Annotated in this window: 13 protein-coding genes; 7 read left to right on the forward strand and 6 right to left on the reverse strand. The window is 62.3% G+C overall.

From position 1 onward, the window contains the following. Nucleotides 1-18: 18 nt before the first annotated feature. Genes folE2 through CAG25_RS02050 form a run of 6 tightly spaced genes read left to right on the forward strand, consistent with a single transcriptional unit; the run spans nt 19 to nt 5231 of the window. Nucleotides 19-915 (forward strand): GTP cyclohydrolase FolE2, encoded by an 897-nt coding sequence (gene folE2 / locus CAG25_RS02025; RefSeq protein WP_085612443.1) that lies wholly within the window; start codon nt 19-21, stop codon nt 913-915. Beyond that, nucleotides 912-1580, forward strand: coding sequence for a metal ABC transporter ATP-binding protein (locus tag CAG25_RS02030; protein ID WP_085612444.1), 669 nt, complete (start codon nt 912-914; stop codon nt 1578-1580). The genes folE2 and CAG25_RS02030 overlap by 4 nt, the downstream gene beginning before the upstream one ends. Further along, nucleotides 1580-2446, forward strand: coding sequence for a metal ABC transporter permease (locus CAG25_RS02035; protein ID WP_085612445.1), 867 nt, complete (start codon nt 1580-1582; stop codon nt 2444-2446). The genes CAG25_RS02030 and CAG25_RS02035 overlap by 1 nt, the downstream gene beginning before the upstream one ends. Nucleotides 2447-2457: 11 nt before the next feature. Then, nucleotides 2458-3333, forward strand: coding sequence for a metal ABC transporter substrate-binding protein (locus tag CAG25_RS02040; RefSeq protein ID WP_085612446.1), 876 nt, complete (start codon nt 2458-2460; stop codon nt 3331-3333). Continuing rightward, nucleotides 3330-3890 carry a carbonate dehydratase gene (locus tag CAG25_RS02045; RefSeq protein ID WP_085612447.1) on the forward strand — a complete coding sequence of 187 codons (561 nt, stop codon included), beginning with the start codon at nt 3330-3332 and terminating at the stop codon, nt 3888-3890. Before CAG25_RS02040 ends, CAG25_RS02045 begins: the two co-directional genes overlap by 4 nt. A 3-nt stretch (nt 3891-3893) precedes the next feature. Further along, nucleotides 3894-5231, forward strand: coding sequence for a dihydroorotase (locus CAG25_RS02050; RefSeq protein WP_085612448.1), 1338 nt, complete (start codon nt 3894-3896; stop codon nt 5229-5231). Between the two features lie 37 nt (nt 5232-5268). Here the strand turns inward: CAG25_RS02050 and CAG25_RS02055 are convergent, their stop codons facing one another. Next, entirely contained in the window at nt 5269-5787 is a 519-nt protein-coding gene (locus CAG25_RS02055) for a DUF3617 domain-containing protein (RefSeq protein ID WP_007954220.1), read from the reverse strand. A 146-nt stretch (nt 5788-5933) separates the two neighbouring features. Here CAG25_RS02055 and cls point away from each other — a divergent pair, with 146 nt between their 5' ends. Further along, the gene (gene cls, locus CAG25_RS02060) at nt 5934-7373 is read left to right on the forward strand and encodes a cardiolipin synthase (RefSeq protein WP_085612449.1); all 1440 of its coding nucleotides are present in this window, start codon (nt 5934-5936) and stop codon (nt 7371-7373) included. A 2-nt stretch (nt 7374-7375) separates the two neighbouring features. Here cls and cfaB read toward each other — a convergent pair whose 3' ends face one another. The 5 genes from cfaB to hflK (CAG25_RS02085) all read right to left on the reverse strand — a co-directional run bounded on the left by cfaB (nt 7376) and on the right by hflK (CAG25_RS02085) (nt 14689). Beyond that, complete coding sequence (cfaB, locus tag CAG25_RS02065) at nt 7376-8563, reverse strand: C17 cyclopropane fatty acid synthase CfaB (protein WP_039765033.1); 1188 nt, start codon at nt 8561-8563, stop codon at nt 7376-7378. Nucleotides 8564-8740: 177 nt separating this feature from the next. Beyond that, on the reverse strand, nt 8741-10648 hold the full coding sequence (locus CAG25_RS02070; RefSeq protein WP_085612450.1) for a heavy metal translocating P-type ATPase: 1908 nt from the start codon (nt 10646-10648) through the stop codon (nt 8741-8743). Beyond that, nucleotides 10645-11703 carry a protease modulator HflK gene (gene hflK / locus CAG25_RS02075; protein WP_085612451.1) on the reverse strand — a complete coding sequence of 353 codons (1059 nt, stop codon included), beginning with the start codon at nt 11701-11703 and terminating at the stop codon, nt 10645-10647. The genes CAG25_RS02070 and hflK (CAG25_RS02075) overlap by 4 nt, the downstream gene beginning before the upstream one ends. Beyond that, nucleotides 11700-12746, reverse strand: coding sequence for a protease modulator HflC (gene hflC / locus CAG25_RS02080; RefSeq protein ID WP_085612452.1), 1047 nt, complete (start codon nt 12744-12746; stop codon nt 11700-11702). The genes hflK (CAG25_RS02075) and hflC overlap by 4 nt, the downstream gene beginning before the upstream one ends. Continuing rightward, nucleotides 12743-14689 carry a protease modulator HflK gene (gene hflK, locus CAG25_RS02085; protein WP_085612453.1) on the reverse strand — a complete coding sequence of 649 codons (1947 nt, stop codon included), beginning with the start codon at nt 14687-14689 and terminating at the stop codon, nt 12743-12745. Before hflK (CAG25_RS02085) ends, hflC begins: the two co-directional genes overlap by 4 nt. Between the last annotated feature and the right edge of the window lie 153 nt (nt 14690-14842).

A 14842-nucleotide genomic window follows, 5' to 3' on the forward strand; every position in this document is an offset into this window, starting at 1 on the left:
ACCATGATGGAACTGCTCATGAACGCGCTGACTTTGCCGGATGTCGCGGCTCAAGCCGCCCGCCAGGCCCTGCCTCTCGAATGGGTGGGGATGTGCGGCATCGCATTACCTGTGTTTATCGAAGGCCAACGCCTGGCTGCCAAAGCGGATGCAGGCGTCAGTCTGGATGATGGAGACGCACGAGGCATTCACATGTCGCGGCTCTATCTGGGGCTGGAAGCGCTGGAGCAGCAGAACCTGTCTCCCGCGCTTCTGCGAAAAGTTCTGCAGCGTTTTCTCGATAGCCACGAAGATCTGTCCGAAGCCGCCTATCTCAATATCCACACCGATTTACTACTGAGAAGGCCGGCATTGATCAGTCCTTTGGCAGGATGGAAATCTTATCCCGTCACTGTTTCAGCCCACCTGAAAAGCAAAATGTTCCACGTGGAACTGAAAATGGAGGTGGCTTACTCGTCGACTTGCCCGTGTTCTGCAGCATTGGCGAGGCAACTGATCCAGCAACAATTCATCGACGACTTTGCAAACAAGCCACTGCAGCACGCCGACGTGTTGGCGTGGTTGGGTTCGACCCAAGGCATCGTGGCCACACCTCACAGCCAACGCAGTACCGCACAGCTGCATCTCCACCTGGATGAATTCGTCGACGAACTACCGCTGACGTCCATCATCAACGACGCCGAAGCAGCCCTCGGCACCGCCGTGCAAACCGCTGTGAAACGCGCCGACGAACAGGCCTTCGCCCTCGCCAACGGCCAGAACCTGATGTTCTGCGAAGACGCTGCTCGACGCCTGAATCTGGCCCTGCGTCGTTCAGCCGGTATCAGCGAGTTCCACGTCCGAGTCATCCACGCCGAAAGCCTTCATGCCCACGATGCGGTCGCCGAAAGTCACTGGCGCCGGGAGCAGCCATGATTCGTTGCCAGAACCTGAGCTGGGGAACACCCGGCCAACCGCTCACTGCGCCTCTGAACCTTCGGCTGGAAAGCGGCAGCCTGACCGCAATCATCGGCGTCAACGGCAGCGGCAAAAGCAGCCTGCTCAAAGTCATCGCCGGATTACAGCGACCGCTGGCCGGCAAAGTCGAACTGGGTGTTCCACGCCAAAGCGGTTTGTCCTTCCTGCCTCAGCAACAGCATCTGGATCGACAGTTCCCGATCAGTCTTCAAGAGTTGGTGGCCGCCGGTTTCTGGGGGCGACGACTGTCATCGCAACTCAGGGCCCAGCGTCTCGAATCCGCACTGGAAGACTGGCATCTGAGCGGTCTGGAGCATCGTCCCCTGATGGCTCTCTCCGGCGGAGAACTGCAACGCGCCCTGCTGGCCCGATTGAGTCTGGTCGACACTCCGTTGCTGCTGCTCGACGAACCCCATGCCGCGCTCGACGAACTGGGGCAGAAACTGTTGTGGCAACACCTGCACGCCTGGCATGAGCAGGGACGAACCCTGGTCGTGGTTTGCCATGACCTTGCCGCCGTGCGCCAACACATTCCACAGACCTTGCTGATCAAACAGAACGGCTGCGCATTCGGCAGCAGCACCGACCTCATCCAGCAAACGCCTCACACGCAGGTGGCTTGATGCTGACGCTCAGCCATTTATGGCAGCCGTTCCACGAGTTCGTCTTCATGCGCCGGGCCCTGCTCGGCGGTCTGGTCCTGGCGTGCAGCACGGCGCCACTGGGCGTGTTTCTGATCCTGCGCCGGATGAGCCTGATTGGCGACGCCGTTGCCCACGGCATCCTCCCTGGCGCCGCGTTGGGGTTCTGGTTCGCCGGGCTGAGTCTGCCGGCGCTGACCCTCGGCGGACTCGGTGCCGGCCTGAGCATGGCCGGACTCGCCGCGTGGATCACCCGCCGCACCGGCCTGCGCGAAGACGCCAGCCTCGCCGCGATCTATCCCATCTCACTGGCCAGCGGCGTGCTGATTCTCGGCATCGCTGGCAAGCGACTCGATTTGCTGCACCTGCTGTTCGGCTCCGCTTTGGCGGTCGATGGGCCGACCCTCAACGGCATGCTGTGGGTGTCGGCACTCAGCCTGATGGCCATGGCGCTGATCTACAAACCCTTGCTGCTCGACACCCTCGATCCGTTTTTCCTGCGCACAGTCAGCCGACTCGGCCCCGTCGCCCATGGCGTGTTCCTGACGCTGGTGGTGCTCAATCTGGTGATCGGTTTCCAGGCGATCGGCGCCTTGATGGTAGTCGGCCTGATGATGCTGCCCGCCGCCGCTTCACGCTTCTGGAGCCGACGCCTGCCGGTCCTGATTGCCATCGCCGCGCTCATCGGTTGCGCATCGGTATGGCTCGGCCTGTTGCTGTCGTTCTACTACTCGCTGCCCAGCGGACCGGCCATCGTGCTGGTCGCCGGTGGCGGTTACCTGTTGTCCGTGGTGTTCGGACCGGTGCACGGTCTGTTGCGCCGCCCGCCTTTGCTCACATCCCAATGAGGTGTTTCCCGATGCGCGCTCTACTCGTGCTGTTCAGCCTGATGCTGTCGATGTCGTTATCGGCGGCGGAAAAACTGCCGGTGGTCACCAGTTTCAGCATCCTTGCCGACATGGTGCATCAGGTCGGCGGCGAGCATATCCAGATCACCAACATGGTCGGCCCTGACGCCGATGCCCACACTTACGAACCGACGCCGGATGACGCCAAGGCCCTGCTCAAGGCGAAACTGATCGTCAAGAACGGGCTGGGCTTCGAGCCGTGGCTGGATCGGCTGGTCGCCAGCACCGACACCAGAGCTCCGGTAATCAGCGCCAGTCGCGGCGTGATTCCGCGCTCGCTGGATGAGGACGGCGAAACCGTCCCCGACCCTCACGCCTGGCACAACCTGGCAAACGCCGAACTGTACGTCGCCAACATCACCAAGGCGCTGATCGCTGCTGACCCGACAAACAAGACCGACTACGAGCGCAACAGCCAGGCCTACCTGAAACAGATCTACGCCCTCCTCGCCCAGGCGAAAGCCAGGCTCGGTTCATTGCCGCCGGGCAACCGCAAGATCGTCACCAGCCACGACGCCTTCGGTTATCTCGGTCAGGCCTACGGCATCGACTTCATGGCGCCACAAGGTCTGTCCACCGAACGCGAACCCTCCGCTGCCGAAGTCGCCGCGCTGATCACCCAGATTCGCCAGGCCAAGGTCAAAGCGGTGTTCATGGAAAACATCAAGGACGCACGCCTGCTCAAACAGATCGCCGACGAAAGCGGCGCACACATCGGCGGCACGCTGTACTCCGACGCCCTCGCCACCAGAGGACCGGCCAGCACCTTCACCGGGCTGTTCGAATACAACCTCAACACCCTCTACGAAGCCCTGAGCCAACCATGATTCGAAAAAATCCTTCCGGTGATTTGCCGCAGATTGCCGAGTCTGCCTACGTCGATAAAACCGCGATCATCTGCGGCAAAGTCATCATCGGTGAAAACGTGTTCGTCGGCCCGTACGCGGTGATCCGCGCTGATGAAGTGGACGCCACGGGCGAGATGGAACCGATCACCATCGGCGCCAATTCGAACATTCAGGACGGCGTGGTGATCCACTCCAAATCCGGCGCGGCGGTGACCATCGGCGAATTCAGCTCTATCGCCCACCGCTCGATCGTGCACGGCCCATGCACGGTCGGAGACCGGGTGTTCATCGGCTTCAACAGCGTGCTGTTCAACTGCGTCGTGGGCAATGGTTGCGTGGTGCGGCACAACTCGGTGGTCGACGGCCGGGACCTGCCGGACGCGTTCTACGTGCCCTCCACCACCCGCATCGGCCCGGGCACCGACCTCTCGCAATTTCCGCCGGTGAGCGTCAGCGCTTCGGAGTTTTCCGAAGACGTGGCGCGCACCAACGTCGACCTGGTGCGCGGCTACAAAGCCTTGCAGAACGAGTTCTGAATCATGAGCAGTGTGTTGATTCGCAATGCGCGGCTGGTGAACGAGGGTCGTGAATTCGACGCCGATCTGTTGGTCAGCCACGGGCGCATCGTCAAGATCGCCGGCAGCATCGAAGGTGAAAACGCGACCCGGGAAATCGACGCCAACGGTCAATGGCTGCTGCCGGGAATGATTGACGACCAAGTGCATTTCCGTGAGCCGGGTGCGCCGGCCAAGGGCAGCATCCACACCGAGTCCCGTGCGGCGGTGGCCGGCGGCATCACCAGTTTCATGGACATGCCCAACACCAACCCAGCCACCCTGACCCTTGAAGCGCTGGCCGACAAAAAGCGCCGGGCAGCAATCAACTCGGTGGCCAACTACGGTTTTCACTTTGGCGTCAGTCACGACAATCTGGACACGGTTGCAGCGCTGAATCCGAGCGAGGTGGCCGGTGTGAAAGTGTTCATGGGCGCGTCCACCGGCAACATGCTGGTGGACGACCCCAACACCCTCGAGCGTCTGTTCGCCGAAGTGCCGACGATTCTGCTGGCCCACTGTGAACACACGCCGAGCATCGAAGCGAACGCCACCAACCTGCGTGAACGGTTCGGCAACCAATTGCCAGCCGATGCCCACGCGCAGATCCGCAATGCCGACAGCTGCTTTCGTTCATCGTCTCTGGCGGTGGATCTGGCCAAACGTCATGGCACTCGCCTGCACGTCCTGCACCTGACAACGGCCCGCGAGCTGGCGTTGTTCGAAGACAAACCGCTGTCGCAAAAACGCGTCACCGCCGAAGTCTGCCTGCATCACTTGCTGTTCGATGACCGTGACTATCCGAACCTTGGCAACCTGATCAAATGCAATCCAGCGATCAAGTCCCAAGCCGATCGTGATGCCTTGCGTCAGGCACTGCTGAGCAATCGACTGGACGTGATCGGCAGCGATCACGCACCGCACACCTGGGCGGAAAAGCAGCAAGCGTATGAACAGGCTCCGTCTGGACTGCCACTGGTGCAACACGCGCTGCCGGCGCTTCTGGAACTGGTAGCGGATGGCGTATTGCCGATCACCACGCTGGTGGCGAAGACCAGCCACCGGGTGGCTGATCTGTTTGCCATTCCGGATCGCGGTTATTTACGTGAAGGGTATTGGGCGGATCTGGTGTTGGTTCAACCGGAGCCTGGGGGTGTCGCGGTGTCCCGCCAACCGGTTCTGTCGCAATGCGGCTGGACGCCGTTCGCTCAGCGCAGCTTTCGGCATCGGGTCAGCACGACGATGGTGTCGGGGCAGATCGCGTGGCATGACCATCGGATCCATGACAACTGTCAGGGATTGCCGCTGCGGTTCATGCGCTGAAAAAAACCGCCTCCACTCGATGTGGAGGCGGTTTGATTTACGCTCTCGGTTTGACGGTGCCGCAATCCTGCCCCAGCCAGACCGCCCGGGTTTCCAGACTGCCCTTCTGGTTGATCCCGATGGCGTTGAAAGTGCCGTTGGCGACGGTGGTGAACTCACGATCACTGAGGAACGTCGCGACGCCGGTGCCCTGGGCTTTCGGGCAACTGAAGCGGAATTTCCACTGGTTGCCGACGCGCTCGGTGATCTGCTGTTTGCAACCCGACTGCGGGTCCGCCAGCGGGATATCGTTGGTTGCTACCTGCTGTGGCGTCAGGCAGGCGCGGATGCCCTTGCCACCGATGTTGATCCCCTGCTTCTCCAGTTCCGCCCGCTGCTGCGGGGTGATCTGGCCCTGAATCTGACCGAGGATCGATTGCACATCCATCACCTGATCATCGACCTTCACATTGCTCGACGTCATTTCCCACAACCCCGGCTGCAGCATTTGCGCCTGAGCAACCACCGGCAAGGCCAAACCCAGGCCCAGCGCCAAACCCAGCAGACGAACGTTCATTGAAAAACTCCTGATCAGTAGTGGCCGTTAGACGCCGGCCGCCTGTTTCGGTTCATGGCAGGCGCTGGCGTCTTGAAAACAAATAGCGACAATCGCCATGGAACATGGTCTGTTAAGCATTGAATCTTCAGGAGCAAGGTTGCCCCATGGATTATTTCGGACCGCACATTTTCGGTTATCTGATCGCCCTGATACACACCCTCGGCTCGATCGCCGCGATCCATGCCGTGTTGACCGTCCGCACCGCCCAAGGCTCGATCGCCTGGGCGCTGTCGCTGATCTTCATTCCCTACCTCACCCTCATTCCTTATCTGGTGTTCGGCCGCAGCACCTTCGATGGCTACATCAAGGCCCGCCGCCAGGCCAACGAACAAATGCGCCTGGCGATTTCCGAGCTCAACTGGCGACCCTGGGTGGAAGAGGCCCTGACCGCCCGCGCCTCGAATGCTTACGACTCGTTGCGCGCAATGCCGAAGCTGGGGCGCATGCCATGCCTGGCCAACAATGAAGTGCGATTGCTGATCAATGGCGCGGCGACCTTCGAGGCGATTTTCCACGCAATCGACCAAGCGCGGAAAGCCGTACTGATCCAGTTTTTCATCATTCACGACGATCGCCTCGGCCAGCGTTTGCGTGACCTGTTGCTGAAGAAAGCCGCCGAAGGCGTGGTGATTCATTTGCTCTACGACCGCATCGGCAGCCACGCCCTGCCCCACAGCTACGTGCAGGCGCTGCGCGATGGCGGCGTCGAGGTCAAGGCGTTCGCCACCCGCAGCGGCTGGCTCAATCGGTTCCAGGTGAATTTCCGCAACCACCGCAAGATCGTGGTGGTCGACGGGCTGATCGGATTTGTCGGCGGCCACAACGTCGGCGACGAATACATGGGTGAAAAACCACCGCTGGCACCGTGGCGCGACACTCACGTCCAGGTGCGCGGCCCGGTGGTGGCGTGCATGCAGGAGTCTTTTGCCGAAGACTGGTTCTGGGCCGCGCGGTCATTGCCGCCGCTGATCCTGCCGGACGCTTACCCGGATGAAGGCGTGCTTTGCCAATTGCTCGCCAGCGGCCCGGCGGATGCCTACGAAACCTGCTCGCTGTTCTTCGTCGAAGCCATCCACGCCGCCGCCGAGCGCGTGTGGATCACCAGCCCCTACTTCATTCCCGACGAAGCCGTATTCGCAGCATTGCGCCTCGCCGTATTGCGCGGGGTCGACGTGCGCCTGTTGCTGCCTTCGCGCCCCGACCACCGCATCGTCTACGCCGCCTCCAGCCTGTATGCGTTCGAAGCAGTGCGCGCCGGCGTGCGGGTATTTCGCTACGAACCGGGTTTCCTGCATCAGAAAGTGGTGTTGATCGACAGCGAGATCAGCGCCATCGGCAGCGCCAACCTGGACAACCGCTCGTTCCGGCTGAATTTCGAGGTCATGCTGCTGACCGTCGACAGCGAATTCGCCGCCAGCGTGGAACAGATGCTCAACGATGACTTCGCCCAGGCCTACGAAGTCGCCAAAGAAGAAAGCCGGGAGATCCACCGCCTGCAACAGGTCGGTATGCGGATCGCCCGGCTGATTTCACCGATCCTCTAGGTTCAAGGGTGGTAGATGTCGTCCCTCGTCCACGGCAGTTCATGGCTGCCGTCGGCATGGGCCTTCACGGCGAGGATCTGGTGCAGGTTGATCCAGCCGCGAGCGAATGCATAAGCGCAGCCTGCCAAGTACAGACGCCAGATACGCAGCGCCTGATCCGGCACCAGTTTCGCGGCGGCTTCAAGGTTGTCCTCCAGCCGTTCGCTCCAGTGGTCCAGGGTGCGCGCGTAGTGCAGGCGCAGACTCTCGACATCGACGATCTCCAGACCCGCTTCGCTGATCTCGGCCGAGATCATCGCCAGGTGCGGCAGCTCGCCGTTGGGGAACACATATTTCTCGATGAAATCCCCGGCGCCGCGCCCCACAGGGCGGCCATCGGTGTGCTTGGCGGTGATGCCGTGGTTCATCACCAGACCGCCCTCTTTCACCGCGCCGAACAGGGTTTTGCAGTATTCGGCGAGGTTGGCGTGGCCGACGTGCTCGAACATGCCGACGCTGACCACTTTGTCGAAGCGCCCGTCCTGGGGCAGATCGCGGTAGTCAAGCAATTGCAGTTCGATCTGGTCTTCAAGACCTTCAGCTTTGACCCGCTCACGGGCCAGCGCCAGTTGCTCTTTGCTCAGGGTGATACCGAAGACCTTGGCGCCGAACTCTCGGGCGGCATAACGCGCCAGTCCGCCCCAACCGCAACCAACGTCCAGCAGATAGTCGCCGGGCTGCAGGCGCAGCTTGCGGCACAGGTGCCGGAACTTGGCTTGCTGGGCTTGCTCCAGGGATTCGCTGCCGGTTTCGAAATATGCGCAGGAATACGCCATGTCGCTGTCCAGCCACAGTTGGTAGAACGCGTTGGACAGGTCGTAGTGATAGGAAATGGCTTTGGCGTCGGTTTCCTTGTCATGCACGGTGCGCACCGGCTGACTGTCTTCGTCCTCGTCGAGCAGCGCCGTGCTCAACTCATCGCACACCCGGATGACCTCGCTGATCGAGCCCTCCAGTTCGAGTTTGCCCTCGACGAACGCCGCCCCCAGCGCGTCGAGACTTGGATGGGTCAACTGGGACACCATCAACGGGTCCTTGACCACGATGGTGACACTGGGCGTCGGGCCCAGATTGAATTCATGGCCGTCCCAGAGTCGCAGGCGAAGCGGAAGCTGCAGATTCTGTAAGGCCGGTGGAAGTTGCGCGAGCATGGAATATCCCCCTGGTTTCAGACGTCTGATCTGAGGGTAGACCATCCTTGAAAATTAGCAGGCTATCGATTTGATAGTCGCCGACTATCAGCCTCAGAGGCTATCATCGCGCTGTCATCCCTGGTTCAGTGCGCCTTCTCAAATGACTGCGAGAGCGGCGCACAGTTCGAAAAATGATCAGTCCGACGCTTTCAGCTTCAGCAGTGGTTCCTGAAAACGCAGCAGGCGTCCGGCGTTGCCCAGCACCAACAGCGTGCTCAGGTTGTGCAGCAACGCGGCGATCATCGCCCCCGCCGCACCGAGCCAGCCGAAGGCGGCGAAAACCACGATGGCCAGCGTCCAGCCCAGGCCGATGATCACGTTCACCTGCAAGGTCCGTCGGCACTGGCGGCTCAGGCGCACACAGGTGCCGAGCCGACGCAGGTCGCTGCCGATCAGCACGATATCGGCGGATGCCAGCGCAATATCCGCGCCGCCCGCGCCCATCGCCACACCCACGACACCCGCCTTGAGCGCCAGCGAATCGTTGATCCCGTCGCCGACCACCATCGGCCGAAAGCCGTTGTCGATTTCCTTGAGCACTCGATTGAGTTTGTCTTCGGGCAACGCCTGGGCTTCGACTTCGTGCAGGCCGACATCCCTGGCGAGGGTTTGCGCGACGCTCTGTCTGTCGCCGGTCAACAGCAATTGCCGCCCCAGCCCGAGGTCACGCAGTTCACTCAGCGCAAATCGCGCTTCCGGTTTGACCGTGTCGGCCAACAACAGCCAGGCAAGGAATTCTCCGTTCAATGCCAACCCGGCAATCGGGCCATCGTGGTCGGGGATGGCGGTGGTCGGGATGCCCAACTGCGCAAACAGCTCCGGACGCCCGAGCGCTGCTTCGCCTTGCGCAGTTCCGGCGACCACGCCCAACCCCTGCCGCTCATGAATATCGGTCAGCACCAGCACCTCTTCCGCGCTGACCAGTCCGGCCAGCGCGCGGCTGACCGGATGGCTGCTAGCCGCACCCAGGCTTGCAGCCAGCGCCATCACCGACCCGTGATCTGCTCGCGGGCTGTTGATCGACTGCAAGCGCAGCGTGCCGTACGTCAGGGTGCCGGTCTTGTCGACGACCAGCGAGGTGAGATCAGCCAGCTCCTCAAGGAACGCAGAACTGCGGATCAGAATCCCGTGCCGCGCCGCCACCGCCACCCCGGCAATCGCCGTGGCCGGCGCCGACAACACCAGCGCGCATGGGCATGCCGCCACCAGCACCGCGAGCATCGCCTGCGCATCGTTGGTGATAAACCAGGTCACCGCCGCGAGCAGCAACACCAGCACCATGTAGCTGCCGGCATAACGTTCGAGCAACCGGGTGATCGGTGGCTTGGAGCGTTCGGCGTTCTGCATCAGCGCGATGACCTTGCCGAGGGTGGATTCATCCCCGGTACGGGTCACTTCGATTCGCAGCAGCCCGTCGAGGTTGATCGCACCGCCGAACACCGCCATGCCGACGCCCGCCTCCATCGGAACCGACTCACCGGTGATCGACGCTGTATCGAGGCTGGCCTGGCCGGACAAAACCCGACCGTCCGCCGGCACTCGATCCCCGGCGCGCACTTCGACTTTGTCGCCGGCCTTGAGCGTGCCGTTGTCGACTTCGATGATCGAGCCGTCCGCCTGCACCTTGCGCGCGTGGCTGCGGGTCAATTGGCCGAGGGCATGAATCGCTTCCTGGGAACCGATCACACTGCGTTCTTCCAGCACGTGGCCGAAGATCATGATGATCGGCAACAGCGCCGCCGTGAGCAGATCGCCCGTGGCCCAGGCCCCGATCATCGCCAAAGCGATCAACTGATCGGTGATGCCGTGCAGGCTCGGATAACGCAGGCTGAACCACGCCGAACGCATTACCGGCACCGCGACTAACAAAGAAGCAAATCCGAGCAGCAACTGACTGACGCCCGTCTGTTCCGGCATCAACCAGCGCCAGATCAGCCCAAGACCGAGCAAGCCGAGGGCGAGCATCGCCAAGGTCAACTGGCGCGCGGCGCGGCGTTGCTCGGCCGAGGACAACAGGCTCGGTGCGGTGGTGGTGGCAGTCATTTGCTGGCTCCCTGAATGATCAGGCGTGAATCGTCTTTCGGATCGACCGTGGTGACCGAGCCGGCCTGACCGAGAATCTTCGGCATCCGCTCGCGGTACAGACGCAACAGCATTTGCGGGTCCGTGCCCTGCTGTTGCGCCTTGGCCAGGCTCAATACCGTCGCCGTGTCGGCGGAGGCTTTGGCCAGGCGCTCACCGGCCTGGGCGTGGGCGACTTGCAGCGTGCGGTCGGCTTGCTCGTTGGCGGACTGAGTGAGCTTCTCGGCCTCGGTGCGGGCATTGGCGACCGCTTTGTCGGCTTGCTGGCTGGCGGTGAGGACCGCGTTGAACGCACTCACCGCCGGCTCCGGCAGACTCGATTGCACATCGACCCGCGCCACTTCGATGCCGATGCCCTGACCGCTCGCCTTCAACTCGGCCAGACGTCGATTGATGCCTTGCACCAGATCGCCACGTAACCGTTCGCGACGTTCGGCCGCCTGATTGTCAGCGCCGATCAACTCCGGCCGCGCCACCAGAATCGTGTCCAAGTCCCGCGCGGCCGTCAGCGCCACCGCGCTGCGTGTCACCAATCGATCCAGCGCCGGTAGCACGTGCTCGCCTTGCAGCACGAAGTCATAGGGATCGGTGACCTTGTAGAACACCCGCACATCCAGCTGCACCACACCGGCGTCACCAGTGAGCAGATAACCGGAACCGGCGAGCGCATCACTCAGCGGCGTGGCGAAGGTTGCCACGCGATCCGCTTGCAGGGCCTGATCGCTGCGCAGCAAGTTTTCCACTCTGCGCTCGATCACCCGATCCGCCGCCGGCAACAAAACCACCTGTTCGAACGGCTGCGGCCACGCCAACAACAACCCGGCATTCTGAATACGATCCAGCGCTCCGAAATGCAAAACCACCGCGCGGTTTTGCGGGTCGATCTGCCGGACATTGGAAAACGCCCAGGCCAATGCCGCGAGCACTGTCACCGCATACAGAGCGAAAAACGCCAGACGTCCCGCTTGAATCCACGGACTGTTCAGCGAATGTGTTCCACGTGGAACTTCACTCATGGCTGCGATCCGCTCTTGCTGTCGAGATTGGGCGGACCGTCAACCAACACCCGGAACGGCGCGGCGTCGGTGCGCAGGATCAGTTTGGTGTCTGGCGAAACGATGGTGCCGAGGGTATCCAGCGAGCGCAGCAGGTTATACAGCTGCGGTGAACCGGCGTAAGCACGCCCGTAAATCTGCGCCGCTTCCACCCGCGATTGGGCTTCGATATCGGCAGCTTTCACCGTGGCATCGGCTTGCACGATTCGCGCATCGCGTTCGGCGGCGGAGCGAATTTGCGCTGCCTCTCGCTTGCCGATGGCCGTGCGCTCGGTGGCGATGGTTTCACGCTCGGCACGCATCCGGTCAACCGTTGCAGTGAGGGTCACCGATGGCAATGTCAGCCGTTCGATGCCCACCTGCACCACCCGCACGCCGTAAGTGGCGAGCAGCTGCTGATCGATTTGCTGGCGCAGCTGCGCTTCAAAATCGGCGATGCGAACCTGGCTGGCATCGGTATTCACCAGATTGGCCAGATCGAAACTGCTGGCCGTGGTTTCCAGTGCCGAGCCGATAAACGTGCGAATCTGCCGTGCGGCTTCATCCGGCTGGTTCTGCACGGCGCGCATGAAACGCTGCACGTTGTCGGGATCGCCCTGCACCTGCCAAGCCACGTACGCCTGAACGATGATGCGCAAACCGTCGCGGGTGCCGACGTCCTGCAAGCCGCTGGAGGTCGTGCGCAAACGCAGATCCACCGGAATCGCCGCTTCGAACGGCGCCGGCCAGCGCCAGCTCAGCCCCGGTTCCAGTAACACGCGGGACGGATTGCCGAACCGGGTGATGACCGTGGCTTCACCGGAGCGCACTTGCACCAGGCTCGCCGCCGCGATGGCGAACGCCACCAGCAACGCTGCCCAGCCCATACGCTTCCACGGAAAGGGCCCCGCCTCTTCCGGCGCACCGTGGTGATGGTGATGATGCCCGTGATGGTGATGACCGCCGCCATGAGCATGATCGTGGCCGCTGTGGTCATGGTGATCGTGAGTGTGCGACTGGCTCAATGGGTGGCTCCTGGCTGAGCGGTGGTGCGCGCCGGATCTACCGGCAGCGTGAACGTACGCAGGTCGATGGTCGGTGCGTTACTGCTGCCGCCCAGGCGATGGTCGAGTACCAACAGTTTGGCTTTGCTCAAACCCTGGCTGAGTTGGCTGAGGTATTGCTCCAGCACGAAGGCTTGGCCGGCGCTGGCGTAGGCTTTTTGTTCGGCGCTGAATTTCAGATCCGCCGCCCGGGCGGTGGCATTGATTTCATGGGCATTGGCACTGGCCTGATCCCGAGCGAGGCTGGCCTGCAACTGCGCCTGGTTACTCGCTTCGGCAGCGGCGCCGCGCTCGCGGGAGATCAACGCCTGAGCGCCGATCTGCGCCGCTTGCACGCTGTGGTAGGCATTGGCCGCCCCGGCGGGCGGGTGTATCGCTTCGACCACCGTGGCGAGAATTTCCACGCCGCTGTCGAGTTTCTGCAGATCGCTTTGCACGGCGCGGCCGATTTCTTCGGCGAGTCCGGTCCTGTCCTCGCCAAGCAAACCGTCGAGTGTGCGCGAGGCAAAGTCATGCACCAGAATCCGGCTGGCGGTGCTGCGGATCAGCGTCGGCACATCGGCGCTGTTGTAGGTGGCGGCCAGTGCGGCTTGATCGCTCAGGCCGATGCGGTAGACGAAGCGCACGTCCATGTTGACGATCTGAAAGCTCTGCTGATCGCCCCGACTGCTGGCGATAACCTGAGACTTGTCATTGACGTGACTGGCGTCCCACAAACGGTTGGCGGTGAGTGGCGCCGGGCCTTCTGCCGGATCCAACTGCACGGGTGCCGGGTTTTCACCGACGCTGGTCGCCAATTCATGGACCACGCCGTTCTCAACATTCAGCACACGCCCCAACGGCCAAGGCAAACCCGTCTGCAGCCCCGGCCCGAACACCTGCACCGGTTTGCCGAAGCGCTCGTAAATCCCACGGCTTTGCATCGGAATTTCGTGAAGCCCGGTGAGCAACCAGCCCAGCGTTGCCACCAGCACCAACACCGGCAAGAACGCCCGGCGCATGTAACCGAAGGCCCAGATCTGACGCAGATCGATGCCGAAGCGGTTGTGCAATTCGTGCTGCAACGCAAGCAACGGTTGTGGCGGCCAGCGCAGCAGATCGGCGACGAAACTGCGGGCCAGCAGCACCGGTTCGAGTTGTTCGCGGCGCGGGCTGAACAGCGACAGCAGCGCACGCAACAGCAACTCTAGGGCAACCAGCCCCGGCAGAATGCCGATCAATACCGCCAGACGCACCGGCCAGATTGCACTGTCACTGGCGAACAACAGGCACAACGCGCCCAGCACCAGACTGATGATTGCCACCCGCGTCAGCTGCGCCAGTACTCCGGCCTCGGGCCATTGCGCCGGGTTTTCCTGCGCCAGCTGTCGCTCCAGCACCAGCAGACCGAACGCCAAGAGCAAGGCGATGGCCGCACCGACCGTGGCGGACAACCCCACACCCGCCGCAGGCAGCGTCAGATTCCACGTCTGCTCGAGGCTCAGCAGCACCAGCAACGACCACCCGCCGAGCCACAACGTGGCCGCGCCGATCTGCCCGAGCAGATGCAGACTGCGCTGGCTCATCCGATCCAGCAGCCGCTCGTACCAGCCGTCCGGCGCAGGTTCTTCAGCGACCGTCACCGGCACCACGGGATTGATCACCCGCGCCCGCCATTGCGTCACCCACCACGCCGATTGCAGCCCCGCCACCAGCACCAGCAGCGCCGCGCTTTGATTGACCAGCAGCGCGGGCCACAGCGATTGCGGCGCAAACAGCCCGACAAAAAATGCCAGTACCCACCCTGCCCCGGTCAGCGCGCCCAGACTGATCGCCAGGCGACGCAAACGCCGGCCCTGCGTTGCCGCTTGCTGAAAGCGCGGCAACCCGGTCACCGGCGTGCCTTCATCCAGATCGACTTGCATATCCCCCCAAACTCTTTGGCTCACTGCACATATCGTTACGATATAACGAAAGTCGTGAAATATTTGTACTCATTTGCATCATTCAAAGATGGGCAACCTGTCGCTTGCCTGAAGCCTTGACCGAAATGTCTGGAAACGCACATATTACGTTCG

This window comes from Pseudomonas sp. B16(2017) (assembly GCF_002113205.1).
Classification (GTDB): Bacteria; Pseudomonadota; Gammaproteobacteria; order Pseudomonadales; family Pseudomonadaceae; genus Aquipseudomonas; species Aquipseudomonas pharyngis.